Here is a 17,647-nt window from a genome sequence, read left to right as displayed (position 1 = left end):
AAGGAGTAGGACATGTCCCCTTACATCGGTAACCCCGCGACTCATCAGCTTCCGGCCCATTTTGCTTCCCATCGGGCACGCTCGGCCGGCAACGCGGGGGCAAGAGAACCGGCACACATCGAGGTTTCCCGCAGTCATTACCGCAATCTTGTCGTCGAGCTCGATCCCGCCGACAAGACCTATTGGTGCTACATGCAGCCCCAGGGGCGGCCGAGTTTCACCCCCGATCTGCTGAACGACATCAGCGACATGCAGCGTTCGATCCAGCGCATGTTCGCGGAGCGGTCGGACGAGGACGCGCCGGTCCGCTACTTCGTCTTCGCCTCCGGCCTGCCGGGCATCTACAGCCTGGGCGGCGACCTGGGCCTGTTCGCCGACAAGATCCGGGATCGCAACCGCGCGGCGCTGCGGCGCTACGCGCATATCGCGATCGAGGCGATCCACCGCAACCACATCGCCTTCGACACGCCGGTCGTCACCATGGCGCTGGTCCAGGGCGACGCGCTGGGCGGCGGCTTCGAATGCGCCCTGTCGCTCGACATGATCGTGGCCGAGCGCAGCGCCAAGATGGGCCTGCCGGAAATCCTGTTCAACCTGTTCCCCGGCATGGGCGCCTACAGCTTCCTGTCGCGGCGCATCGGCGCGATCGCGACCGAGAAGATGATCACCAGCGGCCGCATCTACACCGCCGAGGAGCTGCACGAGATCGGGGTGGTCGACGTCCTGGCCGAAGACGGCAAGGGCGCCGAGACGGTGCGCGAATACGTGGCCGAGCACGGGCGCAAGCACAATGCGCACCGTGCGCTGTACCAGGCGCGCCGGCGGGTCAACCCGATCCCGCTCGACGAGCTGCGCGACGTGGTCGACATCTGGGTCGAGGCCTGCCTCGGCCTGGGCGAGGCGGATCTCCGCAAGATGGGGCGGCTGACCGCGGCGCAGGACCGGCGGAGGGCCACGGTGGTGCCGATCGCGGCAGAGTGACGTCGGGCCGTGGGGCCCAAGGGGCAGCTGAGGCGACGGGTCGGGGGAAACCCGTCGCCTCCTCGTCTGTTTGAGATCAGCCGTTTTGATTGAGGTCAGGCGTTCTGGGCCGACCGGGCGGCGGCGTTGCGGCGCCGCAGCAGGGCCGGCCGCAGGCGTTCGAGCTCCGCCTCGAGCTTCCGGACATGGCCGTCCCGGCGCGCGATCAGCTCGGCGGTGCCGATGCCCTGCCACTCGACACACAGCGTAGCCAGGCCGGCGGCGCCGATATTGGCCGCGGCACTGCGCAGGGCGTGCGCGCTGCCTCGGAACTGCAGGGAATCGGCCTTCTGTGCCGCGGTGCGCAACTCGTCCGCGATGGTCTCGACATCGGTCAGGAAGTCATCGATCAGCTCGATCAGGAAATCGGATCCGCCCAGCAGCTCCAGCCGGTCGAGCACCCGCATATCCACCGAAGCCGGGCTGGACTGCGGCAGCGCCCTGACATTGTCGGGCAGCACCCGCCGCCGCGCCATCGGGGTGTTGCCGCCGAGGATGTCGTCGATCGCGGCGAACAGCGTCTCGGGCTCGATCGGCTTGGTCAGGCAGGCGTCCATGCCGGCCTCGGCGCAGCGTGCGGCGACGCCGGCGGTGGCGTCCGCGGTCAGCGCCACGATCGGGACATGCGGCCGGTCCAGCGCCGTGAAGCGATACAGCTTGGTCGCCTCGATGCCGTTCATGACCGGCATGTTGATGTCCATCAGCACGAGATCGAAATCGGCCTCGTCGAGCGCGTCGAGCGCCTCCTCGCCATTGGCGACCAGCCGGACCTCGTGGCCGGCCCGCACCAGGATCTCGCGCAGCACCTTCTGGTTCATGCGGTTGTCGTCGGCGACCAGGACCTGCAGCCGGCGCCCGGCGGTGGCTTCGCGGCCGCCGGCTTCGTCGGCCTCGCGGCCGGCGGGCCGTCGACCGGTCGCGACGATGCGCAGGGCGACGACGACGCTCTCTCGGTCCGCATCGAGCGGGATACTGGTGGCGAAGGTTTCCTTCAGCACCCGCGGCAGGGCCGCCGCCTCGGCACGCCGGTCGTCCAGCAGGATCGGACGCAGGGTCGGCGAGGATCGCAACATGGCCAGAAGCTCCGTGCGGCGGCTGGGATCGTCGGGCACGACCTGGCGGTCGACGATCAAGGCAGCCGTCATCATATCGGGGGATTGCGGCGGGGCGTGGGCAAGCGCGGCCGCCAGGCTGTCGAAGGCGGCGACGGTCGCCGCCACCGGGTCGAGCAGCCGGGCCAGCCGCTCCAGCCGCGCCGGATCCGGCGAGACCAGCAGGACGGGCACCGCCTCGACGGCCGGCTGGTTCTCGACCTCCGCCGCCCGGCCGAGCTCGACCGTGAACCAGAAGACGCTGCCGGCACCGGGGGTGCTGTCGACGCCGATCTCGCCGCCCATCAGGCCGACCAGCCGCTTGCTGATCGCCAGGCCCAGGCCGGTGCCGCCGAACCGGTCCATGATGGTGGCGTCCGCCTGGCGGAAGCTGTCGAAGATATAGGGAGCCGCCTCCGGCGAGATGCCGATGCCGGTGTCCGACACCGCGAAGCGCAGCCTCAGGCGGCCGCCCAGATCCTGGTCCAGGGCGACGTCGATCAGGACGCCGCCGGCCTCGGTGAACTTGACGGCGTTGCCGGCGAGGTTCAGCAGCACGTCCTTGAGATGGCGTTCGCTGCCGCTCAGCCGCACCGGCACGCCGGGGCCGACATGGGTGGTGAGGTCCAGCCCCTTCGACTGGGCCTGGGTCAGGACCATCGACCGCATTTCCGCCAGCAGCGACGGCAGGTCGAAATCGCCCGACGGGACCGGCATCTGACCGGCCTCGATCCGGGAGAAGTCGAGGATGTCGTTGATCAGCGCCAGCAGCCTCTGCCCCGCCGCCACCACCGTCCCGGTCATCTCGCGCTGATCGGGGTCGAGGTCGGTGTCCTGCAGCACCGATCCCATGCCGATGATGGCGGTCAGCGGGGTCCGCAGCTCATGGCTGACGCTGGCCAGGAACAGGCTCTTGGCCTGGTTGGCCTCCTCGGCCTGGCGCTTGGCCATCGACAGCTTGCGGATCAGCGTCGCGGCGTAGAGCGGCAGCAGCACCATGCCGCCCAGCAGGCCGGCCGACAGGCTCATATGGCCGGTCCAGAACGGCGTCGTCGCGACCGCCGCGCCGAAGGACATGACGCCGGTGGCGGTGGCGAGGGCCAGGAACTGCAGGCCGAAGCGGAAGCCGTTGCCGAAGATCACCCAGAGGTAGATCGGGAACAGGATCGCCGTGGTCTCGCCGCCGATCTGCATCTCGAAGAACATGGCGATGAAGTCGCCGAGCAGGGCGATGATGCGGCGCGGCCGGCAGATTCCGGGATGGACCAGGATGTGGCCCAGGATCGCGAAGTTCAGCGAGACATAGGCCGCCAGTACCAGGATCGCGTCGGGGTTGTAGCCGCCCGTGGACAGGAAATAGACCAGGATCGCGGTCGCGAAGCACAGCCCGTTGAGCCGCATCTCATGCTCGCTGTCGGGGCGCGTCTTCAGGCGCCGCGCCATCCGGGCAACGAAGGATCTCGGTTCGGGCTGTCGTTTCTCGTCCGTCATCGGTGGCAAGGACTCCGGCCTGCCGGCAAGATCACGCCGTTGTGCGGAGCCTGTACTGATCCTCCTGACTCGAAATGATCAATCACAAGCCGCGCCCATCGGCCGGCCAGCACCGTACAAACTCCCGCAGCTGGTCGTCCGGCATCGGCCGCGCGAAGTAAAATCCCTGGACCTCGTCGCATCCCTCCAGGCGGATGGTCTTCAATTGCTCTTTAGTTTCTACCCCTTCCGCCGTCACGTCCAGGCCGAGGTCATGGCCGAGATTGGTGATGGCGCGGACGATCGCGGCATCGCCGGGGCTGGTCTCGAGATTGCGGATGAAGCTGCGGTCGATCTTGAGGCGGTGGACCGGGAAGGATTTGAGGTAGCTGAGCGAGGAGTAGCCGGTGCCGAAATCGTCGATGGCGAAGCGCACGCCCAGGCCGCGCAGCTCCAGGATCTTCGTCGCCGCGGATTCCGCGTTCTGCATCAGCACGCCCTCGGTCAGCTCCAGCTCCAGCCCCGACGCGGGCAGCCCGGTGTCGTCGAGGGTCTGGCGGATCAGCTGGCAGATATCCTGTTTACGGAACTGCAGCGAGGTCAGATTGACCCCGACGCGCAGGGACAGCCCTTCCTGCCCCCAGGCCACGGCCTGGACGCACGCCTCGCGCAGCGCCCAGGTGTTCATGGCGATGATCAGGCCGCTTTCCTCCGCCAGCTGCAGGAACTGGCCGGGCAGCAGCAGCCCGCGGGTCGGGTGCTGCCAGCGCATCAGCGCCTCCGCGCCGACGATCTTGCCGGTGTGCAGGTCGATCTGCGGCTGGTAGTGCAGCACGAACTGCTCGCTCTCGACCGCGGCGCGGAGGTCGGATTCGAGCACCACCGCATCCTGCAGGGCAGCGTTCAGCTCGGACGCGAAGAAGCGGTACTCGCTCGGGCCGTCCGCCTTGGCCCGGTACATCGCCAGGTCGGCGTTGCGGAACAGCTGGTCCGGGTCGTCGCCGTCCTGGGGGTGCAGCGTGATGCCGATGCTGGCGGTCAGGGCGACGGTGCTGTCGTTGCGCAGATAGGGCCGGGCGATCTCCTCCAGCAGCCGCGCCGCCACCGCGGCCGCATCGTCGCCGCCGGTCAGGTCGGTCTGCAGCACGGCGAACTCGTCGCCGCCCAGCCGGGCGACGACGTCACCCGGCCGTGCCGCCGAACTCAGGCGTCGCGCCACCTCCTGCAGGATCTGGTCGCCGAAATGATGCCCCAGCGCGTCGTTGATCGACTTGAAGCGGTCGAGGTCCAGGAAATGCAGCGCGAAGGTGGTTCCCGGCCCGCGGGCCATGACCTGGCGGATCCGGTTCAGCAGGTGCACGCGGTTGGGCAGGTCGGTCAGCGCATCGTGGTTGGCGAGATGGTGCAGATGCTCCTCGGCCAGCTTGCGGTCGGAGATGTCCAGCGCCGTGGTCAGCACGCTGACCACCTGGTTCGACGGGTCGCGCAGCGGCGCCTTGCTGGTCAGGAACACCTGGCGCACGCCGCTGCGCTCGACCACCTCCTCGAAGCTCGGCAGCGGCTCGCCCGAGGCGAAGACCAGTTCGTCGAGCTGGCGGCTGCGCTTGCCGCGCTCCGACCCGAACACGGCGACGATGTCCTCGCCGACCAGCGCGGCGGGGGTCGAGCCGCTGATCGCGGCCTGGTAGGCGTTGACGAAGACGCAGCGGCCGTCGCGGTCGGCGGCGCTGATCATCGCCGGCAGGGTGTCGATGACCTGCGCCAGGGCCTCGCGGCTGTTGCGCAGCACCTCTTCCTGGGTCCGCCGGGTGCGCTCCAGCTCGCGCTCCAGCGTGGCGGCGCGGCGCTTGATGCGCTGCTGCTGGCGGCGCAGCCGCAGCAGGTTGCGGGCCCGGGTCACGAATTCGTGGTGATCGACCGGGCTCTGCAGGAAGTCGGTGGCGCCGGCCTCCAGCGCGCGCAGCCGGAAGCTGCGGTCGTCATAGGCGGTGATGACGATGACCGGCACGTCGGCGACATGCGGCTTGCCGCGCAGCCGCCGGGTGAATTCGGCGCCGTCGAGATGCGGCATCTTGTAGTCGGCGATCACCAGGTCGGGGGTGTGGTCGGTCAGCCAGTCAAGCGCGTCCAGCGGGTCGCCGAATGCGTGCACCGTGACCTGGCTTTCGAGGGAGGCCGCGAGCTTGGAGAAGATGTTCCGGTTGGTGGGCCGGTCATCCAAGATGACGACAAGCGACATTCTTGCTTATGCACTCCCTCGGGCGGCCTTGCAGGAAGGCGGGGCGGAAAAGCCCGTCCGCAGTATAGGCAGGCTTCCCGCGCCACCATGAGGGGATTCGTACGACGAACTCTTGGCGGATAAGGGGATCCGGAGGCTTCGTCTACTCCGCCAGGGTCACGATGACAGGGGTGTGGTCCGAAGCCTTGTCGCGGCCGCGGGGCTCGCGGTCGATGATGCAGGCGTCGAGCCGGTCGGCGATCTCCGGGCTGGACAGGAGGTGGTCGATGCGGATGCCGTTGTCGGCCTGCCAGGCCCGGTTCTGGTAGTCCCAGAAGCTGTAGCCGATCGCGGTCGGGTTCAGCGCCCGCCAGGAATCGGTCAGGCCAAGGTTGAGCAGCGCCCGGAAGCGCCGCCGGGTCTCGATCAGGAACAGCGCGTCGCCGACCCAGGCGGCCGGGTCGGCGGCGTCGCGCTCCTCCGGGATGACGTTGAAGTCGCCGCCCATGACGAAGGGCTGGCCGGCGGCCAGCAGGGTCTCGGCGCGGGCGCGCAGCCGGTCCATCCAGCCCAGCTTGTAGGGATATTTCTCGGTGGCGACGGGATTGCCGTTGGGCAGGTACAGGCCGCCGACCCGCACGCCCCGCACCGTGGCCTCGACATAGCGGGCCTGGACGTCGGCGTTATCCCCGGGCAGGCCGGTCAGCGGGTCCTCGATCGGCGCCTTGGCCAGCAGGGCCACGCCGTTGTAGCTCTTCTGGCCATGGATCAGCAGGTTGTAGCCCAGCGCCTCGAACTCGAAGCGGGGGAACCCGTCGGTCTCGCATTTGATCTCCTGCAGCACCGCGACGTCGGGGTCGGCGGTGCGCAGCCAGTCCAGCACATTGGGCAGCCGGGCCTTGACCGAATTGACGTTCCAGGTCGCGATCCGCATGCCTCAGCCCTCCGCCCGGGGAATCGACGTCAGGCGCAAGGCGGGCAGGGTGGGGCGCATGGGAACTCCTTCGCAAGCCGAGGCCGGCCGCGACTCCGTCGGGCGCGGCGGCTCAGAGTGCGAAGGAAGTGCCGCAGCCGCAAGAGGAGCTGGCGTTCGGGTTCTTCACCTGGAAGGACGCGCCGATCAGCTCCTCGACGTAATCGATCTCGGCGCCGGCCAGCAAGTCCAGCGACATGTCGTCGACCACGACGGTGACGTCGTTGCGCTGGAAGGTCAGGTCGTCGCCCTTGACCGTGTCGTCGAAGCTGAAGCCGTACTGGAAGCCGGAGCAGCCGCCGCCGGACACCGCGATGCGCAGCATCAAAGCGTCGTTGTGCTCGGCCTTGCGCAGCTCGGCAATCCGCCGGGCGGCGCTGTCGGTCAGGCTCAGGATGCGGCCATCGTCGGGCATGGCGTGTTCCACAGATCTAACGGGCGGTCGAAACCGGTCCCCCCCAATGTAGGGTGCCGGGGGCCGGATGCAAAGCACCCGCCGCGATGGACAGCCCCGCATGGCACGACTAGCCTTCGGCCCGATGACCGCCGCCTATGCCTCACGTCCGGACCGCAGCCGCGGCCGGCTGCACCCCGAGCCGGAAAGCGGCATGCGCTCGCCGTTCCAGCGCGACCGCGACCGCATCGTCCACTCCTCGGCCTTCCGCAAGCTGCAGTACAAGACCCAGGTCTTCATCTACCACGAGGGCGACTATTACCGAACCCGACTGACCCACACGCTGGAGGTGGCGCAGATCGCCCGCACCATCTGCCGGGCGCTGGAGCTCGACGAGGATCTCGGCGAGGCGGTGGCGCTGGCCCATGACCTCGGCCACACCCCCTTCGGCCATGCCGGGGAGGATGCGCTGCACACGGCGATGGCCGGGCATGGCGGCTTCTACCACAACGACCAGACCCTGCGCATCCTGACGGCGCTGGAGCAGCGCTACGCCGATTTCGACGGGCTCAACCTGAGCTGGGAGGCGCTGGAGGGGGTGGTCAAGCACAACGGCCCGCTGCTGCCGCTGCTGCCCGGGGCGGTGCTGCCGACCACGATCGACGGGTTCCGCGCGGTCTGGGACCTCGACCTCGGCTCCCAGCCGGGGCCGGAGGCGCAGGTGGCGGCGCTGGCCGACGACATCGCCTACACCAACCACGACATCGACGACGCGCTGCGGGCCGGGCTGCTCGACCTCGACGCGCTGCGGCCGCTGCCGCTGGTCGGGCCGGTGCTGGCCGAGGTCGAAGGCCGCCATCCCGGCCTGCCGCGGCGCCGGCTGATCCATGAGACGGTGCGCCGGGTGATCGACCAGATGGTCACCGACCTGCTGGCGGAATCGCGGCGGCGGCTGACGGCGCAGGGCCCGGCCTCGGTCGAGGCGGTGCGGGCGGCGCCGGAGGCGGTAATCGCCTTCTCCGACGCGGTGGCGGCGGATCTCCAGGTCCTGCGCGGCTTCATGTTCCGCGAGGTCTACCGGCACTATCTGGTCAACCGCGAGACCAGCAAGGCGCGGCGGGTGGTGCGCGACCTGTTCGCCCTGTTCATGGCCGAGCCCAACACGCTGCCGACCGACTGGCGCCGCCAGGCCGAGGCCGCCAGCGCCGCCGGCCAGGCCCGGGTGGTGGCCGACTACATCGCCGGCATGACCGACCGCTTCGCCCTGCTCGAGCACCAGCGCCTGTTCGCCCTGGACCGGCCGGTTTGAGGGACCCTCGCTTTGGTCATGCCACGGCTCGACTGTGGCATCCAGGGGCGGCCAGAGCGGTTCTCGGTGGCCCCTGGATTGCCCGGTCGAGCCGGGCAATGACAATGAGGGGAGGGCTTGTTGATGGAAACAAAAGGAAAACAAAAGGTTGGCTCGACCGACCCCGTGGGACCGGCAATGAGGGCTGAGAGACGGGAAAGGCGGTTTCCGGAGCCGTCTCCAACCTTATTTCAGCATTGAATCAAATTCTTATCGCCCGTTTCTCCGATTCGGACTAAGATTCCGAATCAGTTGAGGGGAAGGGGATGGTCGACACCGCCACGCAGATCCGACTCGGACCGGACGGAACCTGGCAGGAAGCACCCCATGCTCTGCCGGCCACCGCCACGGTCCAGCTCCGGCCGGTCCAGGCGACACTGCCCTGGGGCCGCATCGCCACGGTGGGCTTCGTCCTGGTCGTGGTCATCCTGTTCGCCGGAATCCTGATCTCCTCCTACACCACCAACACCACGGTCACGCTCGAAGGCGGGGTGCCGATCATCCGCGCCGACCGCACCGAATTCCGCACCCGGCCGGAACAGCCGGGCGGCATCGACATCCCCAACCAGGACCGCCTGGTGCTGCAGGACCTCGGCCGCAAGCAGGCGCCGCTGACCGTCGCCAGCGTGCTGCCGCCGCCGGAACAGCCGATCCCGCGGCCCGCGGTCGGCGCCGCCGACCAGCGCGGCTGGCGCCTGCCGCTGCCCGCGGCGTCTGCCGGGGCCGGCGTGCTCGAGATCCTGCTGGCGCGGCCGGGCGAGGCCGCCGGGCCGGTCGCGGCCCCGGCGCCGGTCGTCGACCCTGTCGCGGCCCAGCCGGCCCCGGCCGAAGCGCCGGCGGCCGCTCCGGCCCCTGCCGCTCCCGATGTTGCGGCCCAGGCGCCGGCGGCGGCCCCTGCAGCCGCACCGGCCGCCGCCGACCCGATCGCCGCGCTGCTGAACGGGCAGGGCGGCGGGGCCCAGGGCTGGATCGATCCGGACCAGGGCGCGCCGATGCAGGTCGCCGCCCTGGCGACGCCGGCGACTCCCGTCGCGGCACCAGCGCTGCCCAACATCGTCGCCGTGCCCGGCGGCAGCTTCGCGGCCCAGATCGCGGCCGTCGCCACGCCGGAAGAGGCGCAGGCGGAATGGGCTCGGTTCCAGCGCCGCTTCCCCGCGCTGTTCGGCGCGCTGCAGCTGGCGGCGCCCCAGGTCTCGGCCTCGGCCCGGCTGGGCTACCGCGTCCAGGCCGTGCCGCTCGACCAGGCCGCGGCGACGCGGCTGTGCGAGGCGCTGGCCAGCGAGAAGACCGGCTGCCTCGTCGTTCCCCGCTGATCCCGGTTTCCGACCCATGTCCAAGGCGATCCTATTCGGCTGCGCCGGCACCGTCCTGAGCGCCGAGGAGCGCGGCTTCTTCCGCGACTCCGACCCGCTCGGCTTCATCTTGTTCCGCCGCAACTGCGACACGCCGGCCCAGTTGGCGACGCTGGTCGCCGACCTGCGCGACGCGGTCGGCCGCGCCGCGCCCGTGATGATCGACCAGGAGGGCGGACGGGTGGCCCGGCTGCGGCCGCCGCATTGGCCGGCCTTTCCGGCGGCCGGCCGATTCGGCGCCCTGGCCGCGATCGACCCGGCCGCGGCCGAGGCGGCGGTGCGGGCCAACGCCACCGCGATCGCCCTGACCGTCGGCGCCGCCGGCATCGACGTGGTCGCGGCGCCGGTGCTCGACCTCGACCTGCCGGGGGCCGACCGCACCGTGGTCGGCGACCGCGCCTTCTCGGGCGACCCCGGCCTGGTCGCCCGGCTGGGCCGCGCCGCGGCGGAGGGCTTCCTCGACGGCGGCGCCATGCCGGTGATCAAGCACCTGCCCGGCCACGGCCGGTCGCGGGTCGACAGCCATGTCGCCCTGCCGCTGGTCGAGGCCGATCTCGACACGTTGGAGCGCACCGATTTCGCGCCGTTCCGGGCGCTGGCCGACCTGCCCTGGGGCATGACCGGGCACCTCGTCTTCACCGCGCTCGACCCGGACCATCCGGTGACCCAGTCGCCGACCGCGATCCGCGACGCGGTGCGCGGCCGCATCGGCTTCGACGGCGTGCTGTGCAGCGACGACCTGTCGATGGGCGCCCTGGCCGGGCCGCTGCCGGAGCGGGCGCGGCGGGCGCTGGCGGCGGGCTGCGACCTCGCCTTGCACTGCAACGGCGACCTGGCGGAGATGCGGGCGATCGCGGCGGTGGTGCTGGCGATCGGCCCCCAGGCCGCGGCCCGGATCGCCCGGGCCGAGGCGCTGCGGCGGCCGGCCAGCGACCGCCCGGTGGCCGATTATCTCGATCTGGTCGGCGAGGCGCTGGGGCGTCTTCCTTCTGCCTGAGATCCGGGTTGCGCCGGCAGGCCCGGCCAGCGACACTTCGCCCATGCTGGAAGACTGGTCGAAGGTCGAGACGCCGCCGGTGACGGACCGGGACGATGCCGCCTTCATTCTCAAATTCGAATCCTATGAAGGGCCGATCGACCTGCTGCTCGAACAGGCGCGCGAGCAGAAGGTCGACCTGACCCAGATCTCGATCCTGGCGCTGGCCAACCAGTACCTCGCCTTCGTCGAACACGCCCGGCGCCTGTCGCTGGAGCTCGCGGCCCATTACCTGGTGATGGCGGCCTGGCTGGCCTATCTCAAGTCGCGCCTGCTGCTGCCGGTGCCGCCGGGCGACGACGAGCCGAGCGGGGCGGAGCTGGCCGAGGCGCTGGCCTTCCAGCTGCGCCGCCTGAACGCGATGCGCGAGGCCGGGCTGGGGCTGATGGCCCGGCCGCAGCTCGGCCACGACCGGTTCGCCCGCGGCGCCGCCGAGGATGACGAGCCGATGGTGACCTCGGTCTGGGCGGTGTCGCTGTACGACCTGCTCAAGGCCTATGCCGACCACCACCGCGCCAAGGCGGCGGCCGAGGGCGGCCTGCGGATCGAGGCGTCGGAGCTGCATTCGCCGGAACAGGCGCTGGAGCGGCTGGTGGCCATGCTCGGCCGCTTCCCCAACTGGACCACCCTGGCCGCATTCCTGCCGCCGATGACCGGCAGCCCGCTGGTCCGCCGCTCGGCGCTGGCCGCCACCTTCGTCGCCACGCTGGAACTGGCCAAGTCCGGCCGCCTGGCGATCCGCCAGGACGGGCTGTTCGGCCCGATCTGGCTCAAATCCCAGCCCCTGGAAGGCCAGGTCCCGGAAGAATGACCGAACCGAGCCAAGCCCTGCGCCTGGTCGAGGCGCTGCTGTTCGCCTCGCCGACCCCGCTGACCGAGGCCGCCATCGCCGAGCGCCTGCCCGAGGGCGCCGACGTGCCGGAGCTGATCGACACCCTGGCGGCGCAGTACCAGGGGCGGGGCGTCACCCTGATGCCGGTGGCCGGCGGCTGGGCCTTCCGCACCGCGCTCGACCTCGCGCCGCTGATCCGCGACGCCGGCCATGTCGTCCGCCGCATGTCGCGGGCGGCGCTGGAGACCCTGGCGATCATCGCCTACCACCAGCCGGTGACGCGGCCGGAGATCGAGGCGGTGCGTGCCGTCGCGACCAGCAAGGGCACGCTGGACACGCTGCTCGAGGCCGGGTGGATCGCGCCGGGCAAGCGCCGCCAGGCGCCGGGGCGGCCGCTGACCTGGGTGACCACCCCGGCCTTCCTCGACCATTTCGGCCTCGCCGGCATCGCCGACCTGCCCGGGCTGGACGACCTCAAGGCCTCCGGCCTGCTCGACGCCCGCCCGGCCATGACCGTGCTGCCCGGCGGCAGCCTGTCGGAGGACAGCGAGCCGGAGCCGGCCGGGGACGACCGCGACTAGCCCGGCGGGGCGGGCAGGGTGGGGCACGACGCCCCGTCCGGCTGCCATCAAACCGTAGGATTTCTGCGCCGATTCGCCTCGTCCCCCGGCATTGCGGTGGCGGAACCTTTCTGCGATGATCCGCCCGCCTTGGGGCTGGAGGAAAGTTTATGGGCGGTTTGAGTATTTGGCATTGGTTGATCGTTCTGGTGGTCGTCCTGTTGATCTTCGGGAACCGGCTGCCGCGGGCGATGGGCGACCTGGCCAAGGGTATCAAGAACTTCAAGTCGGGTCTGCAGGACGATCCCAAGACCGGCGGGACCGCCGAAGGGCAGCCGGACGTGCTGCCGCGCGTCGACGGCGACACCACCGGGAACCAGAACCGGTCGACGGTCGATCGCCAGTAGTCCCGGCGGATCCGGCGGCCGGCAGTCCGGCGCCCGGCACCCCGGCGCTTGATCGGCGGGGATCCGCACTTGAAAGCTTGTGGTTTGTCCGGCCTTGGGGGATGGGTACACTCCGCCAGGGCCGGACCACCAGGCCCGGAACCGCGCCCCATTCCGGCGGCGGGGCGTGATGGACGGATGTGATGTTCGGTTTCGACTGGTCGGAGCTAATGATCATCGTGGTCGTGGCACTCGTGGTGCTCGGCCCGAAGGACTTGCCGCGCGCGCTGTACCAGCTCGGCAAATGGACGCGGCATGCCCGCCGCATCACCAGCGACTTCCAGCGCCATGTCGACGACATCGTGCGCCAGGCTGAGCTGGAAGAGGTGCGCAAGACCGTCCAGGACGCCGGCAAGCAACTCGACATCCGCGGCCAGATGGCCGAGCACGTCAATTCGGTGCTGGACCCGGTGAAGGACATCCGCAAGGCGCTCGAGCCGCCGGCGGAACTGACCACCCCGCTGGCCCAGACCGACAAGGCCGCGCCGGGTCCTGGCTCGACCAACGGCCAGGCATCGGCCGAGCCGCAGCCGGTGGAGGGCCCGAAGCCCGCCGAGCCGGAAGCCCACGCCGACGCCCTGGCCCACCCGATCCCAACGCCCGCCGTGGTGGAGCCGGCGGTGCCGCCTCCGTCTTCGCCCGCCCAATCCTTGCCCGACCGCACGAGCTGATCCGATGGCGACGTCCGACAAGGAGATCGAAGACAAGCAGATGCCCTTGATGGACCATCTGCTGGAGCTGCGCACCCGGCTGATCTACGCGGTGGTGTCCACGCTGGTCGGCTTCCTGGTGTGCTACCACTTTGCCGACACGATCTACATCTTCCTGACCCAGCCGCTGGCCAACGCGCTGCCGCCGGGGTCCGCCCGGTCGCTGCAGTACACCGGCCTGACCGAGGTGTTCTTTACCTACATCAAGATCGGCCTGTGGGGCGGCATCTGCCTGGCCTTCCCGATCATCGCCAGCCAGCTGTGGCTGTTCATCGCGCCGGGGCTGTACCGCAACGAGCGCAACGCGTTCCTGCCGTTCCTGCTGTTCAGCCCGGTGATGTTCGTGCTGGGCGGGGTAGTGGTGTACTACCTCGTCTTCCCGCTGGCCTGGAAGTTCTTCCTGTCCTTCCAGATCCTGGGCGCCCAGCCCGATGGCGGCCTGGACATCCGGTTCGAGGGCCGGGTCGGGGAATATCTCGACATCGTCATGCGGCTCTTGCTGGCCTTCGGCATCGCCTTCCAGCTGCCGGTGCTGCTGACGCTGCTGGTGCGCGTCGGCATCCTCAGCGTCGCCACGCTGAAGGCCAAGCGCCGCTACGCCATCGTCATCGTCTTCATCGTCGCCGCGGTCCTGACCCCGCCGGACGCGATCAGCCAGATCAGCCTCGCGGTGCCGATGCTGCTGCTCTACGAGATCGCGATCTTCATCGGCGGCCGGATCGAGCGCACCCGCGCCAAGCGCCAGGCCGAAGCCGACGCCGAAGACGCCCGCGCCGACGACCCGGAGACGCCGGCTTAGGGGCGCGGCGCCTACCCTCCTTATTGTCATTCCACGGCTTGACCGTGGCATCCAGGGGCGGCTAGAGCGGCTCCCGGTGGCCCCTGGATTGCCCGGTCAAGCCGGGCAATGACTAAAGAGAGAAGGCCGGGGAGCCTCGCATCACTCGTCGACGTAGCGCTCGGTGACCGCGCCATCCAGGCGCCGCAGCCGGGCGCGGGCCAGCACCGCCGGGTCCATCAGCCGGGCGTTGACGCCCATCCTGTCGCGGGCCGGGTCGACCGCGGCCCAATGGGTGACGCAGCCGCAGACGGCGCAGCGGTGGAACTCCAGCGACCGGTCGTCCCACATGTAGATGTCGGTCCTGCCGCCCGGCATGCGGCGGACCTGCCTCGGCGCGTAATAGGCCCACAGGACGCCATAGCGCCGGCAGATCGAGCAGTTGCAATCCGTCACCTCGGCCGGGGCGGCATCGATCTCCAGGCGGACGGCGCCGCAGTGGCATGAGGCTTCGATCATGGGCGTCCTCCCTGAGCAGGCCTCGCAGCCCTGATCCGGAGACGGTGTGGCGGATTTCAAGCGTCCGCAAGGGGCCGATTCCGACCCTTCCACCCTATGGCTATACTCCGCGACTCTCGGCGCGCCGGAAGGACGACAACGCATGGTGAATGACGATCGCGCCAGGATCATTCCGCGGCGAACCCCGGAATCGACGGCGATGACGGCGGAGGTCAAGCGGGCGATGGCGATCACCGCCGCCCTCAACCGCCTGGCCTTCAGCGACGCCGATCAGGTCCGGGCCCTGTTCAGCGATCTCATCGGCAGGACGGTGGATGACGGCTTTATGCTGATCCCGCCATTCTATGCCACCGGCGGCCTGGACACCCGTGTCGGGCGCAATGTCTTCGTCAATCAGAACTGCACCTTCTACGACCTCGGCGGGCTCGACATCGGCGACGATGTGATGATCGGGCCGAATGTCAGCCTCATCACCTCCGGCCACCCGATCGAACCGTCCCAACGGCGCGCCAGCGTGGTCGCGAAGCCGATCGTAATCGGTAGGAATGTCTGGATCGCGGCCGGCGCGATCGTCATCGGCGGGGTGACGATCGGGGAGAACGCGGTCGTCGCGGCGGGTTCGGTGGTCACCCGGGACGTGCCCCCGAACAGCCTGGTCGGAGGCAATCCGGCGCGGGTCATTCGCTCGATCGCCGAGTGAGGACAGGGCCGCAGGGGGGCGGTTTGCGGACCTTGTCATGGGGTGTTCAGGCACTCTACCATTGCTATAAGAAGGCAAAGTGGATTCGGTAATCATGGATCAAACGCCCGATGAAAGTGAAATAGAACCATCGGTTGCGATGTTTTTATTTCTCCATTCAATGATATATATTTGGTTCTTCATATATTTTGAAGTGGGTGGCTTTAATTCAGTTTCAGTGAGTTGGCCAAACGATACGGCCGAGGTAAGGCATATCGCAGCAAGGCTCCTTTTCGTTGCCCCTCAAATTTATCCGCTGTTATTTCTTATGGTAAAGCTATTCGTAGACTGGAAGCTTCAGGCTTTCGTTAGGGCAACGATTTATGCTTTGTCGTTGGGCAGTGCCTACACTGTTTTCATCTGGTATGCCGTCAACCATAGTTAAACGCCCTAGCCGAGACTCCTCACAGTGACCGCTTCGGCTCGAACCCGACCGATGATGACGACAGCCTGATCTGACCTTTCCACGCCGTCCGCCTAGCCCCGCCGCCGGCCGCTCAGCACCAGCCAGGCGATGCCGGCCAGGACGATCAGGCCGCCCAGCAGGGCGAAGACCGGGATGCCGAGCAGGCGCGGCCCGGCATCGGCCAGGATCGGCGCCAGCCCGACCACAAAGGCCGCGGTGACGATGGCGATGGCGATCCGCGTCGCCCCGCGCTCGATGCTGCGGCCGAAGCGGTCGATCCGGCCGATCTCGATCTGGGCCTTGATGCTGCCCTTCTCCAGCCGCCGCAGCACCCGGCGCAGGATGCCCGGCACGTCGCCGGCCAGCGCGTGCAGCTCCAGGAACGCGGTGCCGGCGCGCTGCAGCAGGGCGTCCGGGGCGTAGCGCGCGGTCAGGGCGCGCCGCACCACCGGCTCGACCTCGCGCACCACGTCGAAATCCGGGTCCAGCCGGCGCACCACGCCCTCGGCGGTCATCAGCGCCTTCAACACCAAAGCGAGGTCGGGCGGCAGGGCCAAATCGTGGTCGCGCATCAGGGCCACGAAATCGGCCAGCGCCAGGCCCAGCTTCAGCTGGCCCAGCGCGCCGCGGGTGTGCTTGGCCAGGAAGGCCTCGGCGGCCTCCTCCAGCGGCCGGGCGTCGACGTCCGGCTGCCCCGCCCAGTCCAGCAGCACCTCGCGCAGGCCAGCGGCGCTGCCGCCGACGATCGCCGCCATCAGCGTCACCAGCTGGTCGCGCCGCCGCGCCGACAGCCGGCCGACCGTGCCGAAATCGAGATAGGCGATGCGGTCATCCGCCAGGCACAGCACGTTGCCGGGATGCGGGTCGGCGTGGAACACGCCGTCGATCAGCATCATCTGCAGGAAGGCGTTCGAACTGCGCGCCGCCAGCCGCCGGCGGTCCAGCCCGGCAGCGGCCAGCGCCGGCTCGTCGCTGGGCGGGATGCCGTCGACGAAGTCCTGCACCAGCACCTCCTCGCTGGTCCAGTCCCAGTGGATGCCCGGGATCACGATGTCCGGCCGGTCCTCGAACTGGCCGGCGATCTGCTCGGCGTTGCGGCCCTCATTGGCCAGGTCCAGCTCCTCGCCGATGGCGGTGGCGAGGTGGCGGGTGATCGCCTCGGGGCGATAGCGCCGCAGCTCCGGCAGCTCGGATTCCGCCAGCTTGGTGGCATGGGCCAGCAGGCGCAGATCGGCCTCCACCATCGGCCGCAGGCCGGGGCGGCGGATCTTCACCACCACCTCGGTGCCATCCAGCAGTGCGGCGCGATGGACCTGGGCGATCGAGCCCGAGGCCAGCGGCGCCCGGTCGAAGCGGGCGAAGAGGGTGTCGGGCGCGCCGCCCAGCGCAGCCTCGACCAGCGGCGCCAGCGCCTCGTAGGGCAGGGGCGGGACCCGGCTGTGCAGCTTCTCCAGCTCGGCGATCCACTCCGGCGCCAGCAGGTCGCTGCGCGTTGCCAGGATCTGGCCGAGCTTGATGAAGGTCGGCCCCAGCGCCTCGATCGCCAGGCGCAGCCGGGCCGGGCTCTCCTCCTCCGACGCGGCCGACCCGGCGGCGGGCTCCGCCGCCAGCCCGGCCTGCTTCAGCAGCCGGTGCAGGCCCAGCCGCCGCACCAGGTCGCCGAAGCCGAAGCGCAGCAGGATGGTGACGATCTGCTGCAGCCGCTTCAGGTCGCGGGCCACGACGAAGGCGGTCGGGAACACCTGCATGGTCATG

The 17,647-nt window shown here is 69.7% G+C and carries 16 protein-coding genes; 10 read left to right on the top strand and 6 right to left on the bottom strand.

Annotated elements, in window-relative coordinates:
- The first annotated feature begins 12 nt into the window (after positions 1-12).
- The gene (locus E9232_RS06830) at positions 13-981 is read left to right on the top strand and encodes a crotonase/enoyl-CoA hydratase family protein (protein WP_309792937.1); all 969 of its coding nucleotides are present in this window, start codon (positions 13-15) and stop codon (positions 979-981) included.
- Between the two features lie 95 nt (positions 982-1,076).
- Here the strand turns inward: E9232_RS06830 and E9232_RS06825 are convergent, their stop codons facing one another.
- From E9232_RS06825 to erpA, 4 genes are all read right to left on the bottom strand, one after another.
- Positions 1,077-3,602, bottom strand: a complete 2,526-nt coding sequence (locus E9232_RS06825; RefSeq protein ID WP_309792935.1) for a hybrid sensor histidine kinase/response regulator — start codon at positions 3,600-3,602, stop codon at positions 1,077-1,079.
- A gap of 82 nt (positions 3,603-3,684) precedes the next feature.
- Complete coding sequence (locus tag E9232_RS06820) at positions 3,685-5,820, bottom strand: putative bifunctional diguanylate cyclase/phosphodiesterase (protein WP_309792933.1); 2,136 nt, start codon at positions 5,818-5,820, stop codon at positions 3,685-3,687.
- Positions 5,821-5,962: 142 nt separating this feature from the next.
- Positions 5,963-6,733: an exodeoxyribonuclease III gene (gene xth / locus E9232_RS06815; RefSeq protein WP_309792931.1), complete on the bottom strand. Its 771-nt coding sequence runs from the start codon at positions 6,731-6,733 to the stop codon at positions 5,963-5,965.
- Positions 6,734-6,845: 112 nt separating this feature from the next.
- Entirely contained in the window at positions 6,846-7,187 is a 342-nt protein-coding gene (gene erpA, locus E9232_RS06810) for an iron-sulfur cluster insertion protein ErpA (protein WP_309792930.1), read from the bottom strand.
- Between the two features lie 100 nt (positions 7,188-7,287).
- Between erpA and E9232_RS06805 the strand changes: the two genes are divergently transcribed.
- The 8 genes from E9232_RS06805 (at position 7,288) to tatC (ending at position 14,249) form a co-directional block, all read left to right on the top strand.
- The gene (locus E9232_RS06805) at positions 7,288-8,475 is read left to right on the top strand and encodes a deoxyguanosinetriphosphate triphosphohydrolase (protein WP_309792927.1); all 1,188 of its coding nucleotides are present in this window, start codon (positions 7,288-7,290) and stop codon (positions 8,473-8,475) included.
- 305 nt (positions 8,476-8,780) lie between these two features.
- Positions 8,781-9,827 carry an SPOR domain-containing protein gene (locus tag E9232_RS06800; RefSeq protein ID WP_309792925.1) on the top strand — a complete coding sequence of 349 codons (1,047 nt, stop codon included), beginning with the start codon at positions 8,781-8,783 and terminating at the stop codon, positions 9,825-9,827.
- A 16-nt stretch (positions 9,828-9,843) separates the two neighbouring features.
- Positions 9,844-10,863 (top strand): beta-N-acetylhexosaminidase, encoded by a 1,020-nt coding sequence (gene nagZ / locus E9232_RS06795; protein WP_309792924.1) that lies wholly within the window; start codon positions 9,844-9,846, stop codon positions 10,861-10,863.
- Between the two features lie 43 nt (positions 10,864-10,906).
- Positions 10,907-11,713: a segregation and condensation protein A gene (locus tag E9232_RS06790; protein WP_309792922.1), complete on the top strand. Its 807-nt coding sequence runs from the start codon at positions 10,907-10,909 to the stop codon at positions 11,711-11,713.
- A complete protein-coding gene (gene scpB, locus E9232_RS06785) occupies positions 11,710-12,315 on the top strand; it encodes an SMC-Scp complex subunit ScpB (RefSeq protein ID WP_309792920.1) in 606 nt (201 codons plus the stop codon). Before E9232_RS06790 ends, scpB begins: the two co-directional genes overlap by 4 nt.
- Positions 12,316-12,503: 188 nt before the next feature.
- Positions 12,504-12,701 carry a twin-arginine translocase TatA/TatE family subunit gene (locus tag E9232_RS06780; RefSeq protein WP_374710600.1) on the top strand — a complete coding sequence of 66 codons (198 nt, stop codon included), beginning with the start codon at positions 12,504-12,506 and terminating at the stop codon, positions 12,699-12,701.
- A gap of 182 nt (positions 12,702-12,883) precedes the next feature.
- Entirely contained in the window at positions 12,884-13,411 is a 528-nt protein-coding gene (gene tatB / locus E9232_RS06775) for a Sec-independent protein translocase protein TatB (RefSeq protein ID WP_309792917.1), read from the top strand.
- Between the two features lie 4 nt (positions 13,412-13,415).
- Entirely contained in the window at positions 13,416-14,249 is an 834-nt protein-coding gene (tatC, locus tag E9232_RS06770) for a twin-arginine translocase subunit TatC (RefSeq protein ID WP_309792914.1), read from the top strand.
- Between the two features lie 141 nt (positions 14,250-14,390).
- Here tatC and E9232_RS06765 read toward each other — a convergent pair whose 3' ends face one another.
- A complete protein-coding gene (locus E9232_RS06765) occupies positions 14,391-14,747 on the bottom strand; it encodes a GFA family protein (RefSeq protein ID WP_309792912.1) in 357 nt (118 codons plus the stop codon).
- A gap of 46 nt (positions 14,748-14,793) precedes the next feature.
- Between E9232_RS06765 and E9232_RS06760 the strand changes: the two genes are divergently transcribed.
- On the top strand, positions 14,794-15,447 hold the full coding sequence (locus E9232_RS06760; RefSeq protein WP_309792910.1) for a sugar O-acetyltransferase: 654 nt from the start codon (positions 14,794-14,796) through the stop codon (positions 15,445-15,447).
- A gap of 516 nt (positions 15,448-15,963) precedes the next feature.
- Here E9232_RS06760 and E9232_RS06755 read toward each other — a convergent pair.
- Positions 15,964-17,640, bottom strand: coding sequence for an ABC1 kinase family protein (locus tag E9232_RS06755; RefSeq protein WP_309792907.1), 1,677 nt, complete (start codon positions 17,638-17,640; stop codon positions 15,964-15,966).
- Positions 17,641-17,647 lie beyond the last annotated feature (7 nt).

This window comes from Inquilinus ginsengisoli (assembly GCF_031453975.1).
Taxonomy (GTDB): domain Bacteria; phylum Pseudomonadota; class Alphaproteobacteria; order DSM-16000; family Inquilinaceae; genus Inquilinus; species Inquilinus ginsengisoli_A.
Note: the sequence above shows the minus strand (reverse complement) of the source record. Positions and strands in the feature narration are given on the sequence as shown.

What these genes read in the sequence shown, in the direction of transcription:
- E9232_RS06765 (WP_309792912.1), bottom strand. Translation starts at nt 14,747, where the DNA reads ATGATCGAAGCCTCATGCCACTGCGGCGCCGTCCGCCTGGAGATCGAT.
- xth (WP_309792931.1), bottom strand. Translation starts at nt 6,733, where the DNA reads ATGCGGATCGCGACCTGGAACGTCAATTCGGTCAAGGCCCGGCTGCCC.
- erpA (WP_309792930.1), bottom strand. Translation starts at nt 7,187, where the DNA reads ATGCCCGACGATGGCCGCATCCTGAGCCTGACCGACAGCGCCGCCCGG.
- E9232_RS06820 (WP_309792933.1), bottom strand. Translation starts at nt 5,820, where the DNA reads ATGTCGCTTGTCGTCATCTTGGATGACCGGCCCACCAACCGGAACATC.
- E9232_RS06755 (WP_309792907.1), bottom strand. Translation starts at nt 17,640, where the DNA reads ATGCAGGTGTTCCCGACCGCCTTCGTCGTGGCCCGCGACCTGAAGCGG.
- E9232_RS06825 (WP_309792935.1), bottom strand. Translation starts at nt 3,602, where the DNA reads ATGACGGACGAGAAACGACAGCCCGAACCGAGATCCTTCGTTGCCCGG.
- E9232_RS06790 (WP_309792922.1), top strand. Translation starts at nt 10,907, where the DNA reads ATGCTGGAAGACTGGTCGAAGGTCGAGACGCCGCCGGTGACGGACCGG.
- tatB (WP_309792917.1), top strand. Translation starts at nt 12,884, where the DNA reads ATGTTCGGTTTCGACTGGTCGGAGCTAATGATCATCGTGGTCGTGGCA.
- E9232_RS06805 (WP_309792927.1), top strand. Translation starts at nt 7,288, where the DNA reads ATGGCACGACTAGCCTTCGGCCCGATGACCGCCGCCTATGCCTCACGT.
- scpB (WP_309792920.1), top strand. Translation starts at nt 11,710, where the DNA reads ATGACCGAACCGAGCCAAGCCCTGCGCCTGGTCGAGGCGCTGCTGTTC.
- tatC (WP_309792914.1), top strand. Translation starts at nt 13,416, where the DNA reads ATGGCGACGTCCGACAAGGAGATCGAAGACAAGCAGATGCCCTTGATG.
- E9232_RS06800 (WP_309792925.1), top strand. Translation starts at nt 8,781, where the DNA reads ATGGTCGACACCGCCACGCAGATCCGACTCGGACCGGACGGAACCTGG.
- nagZ (WP_309792924.1), top strand. Translation starts at nt 9,844, where the DNA reads ATGTCCAAGGCGATCCTATTCGGCTGCGCCGGCACCGTCCTGAGCGCC.
- E9232_RS06830 (WP_309792937.1), top strand. Translation starts at nt 13, where the DNA reads ATGTCCCCTTACATCGGTAACCCCGCGACTCATCAGCTTCCGGCCCAT.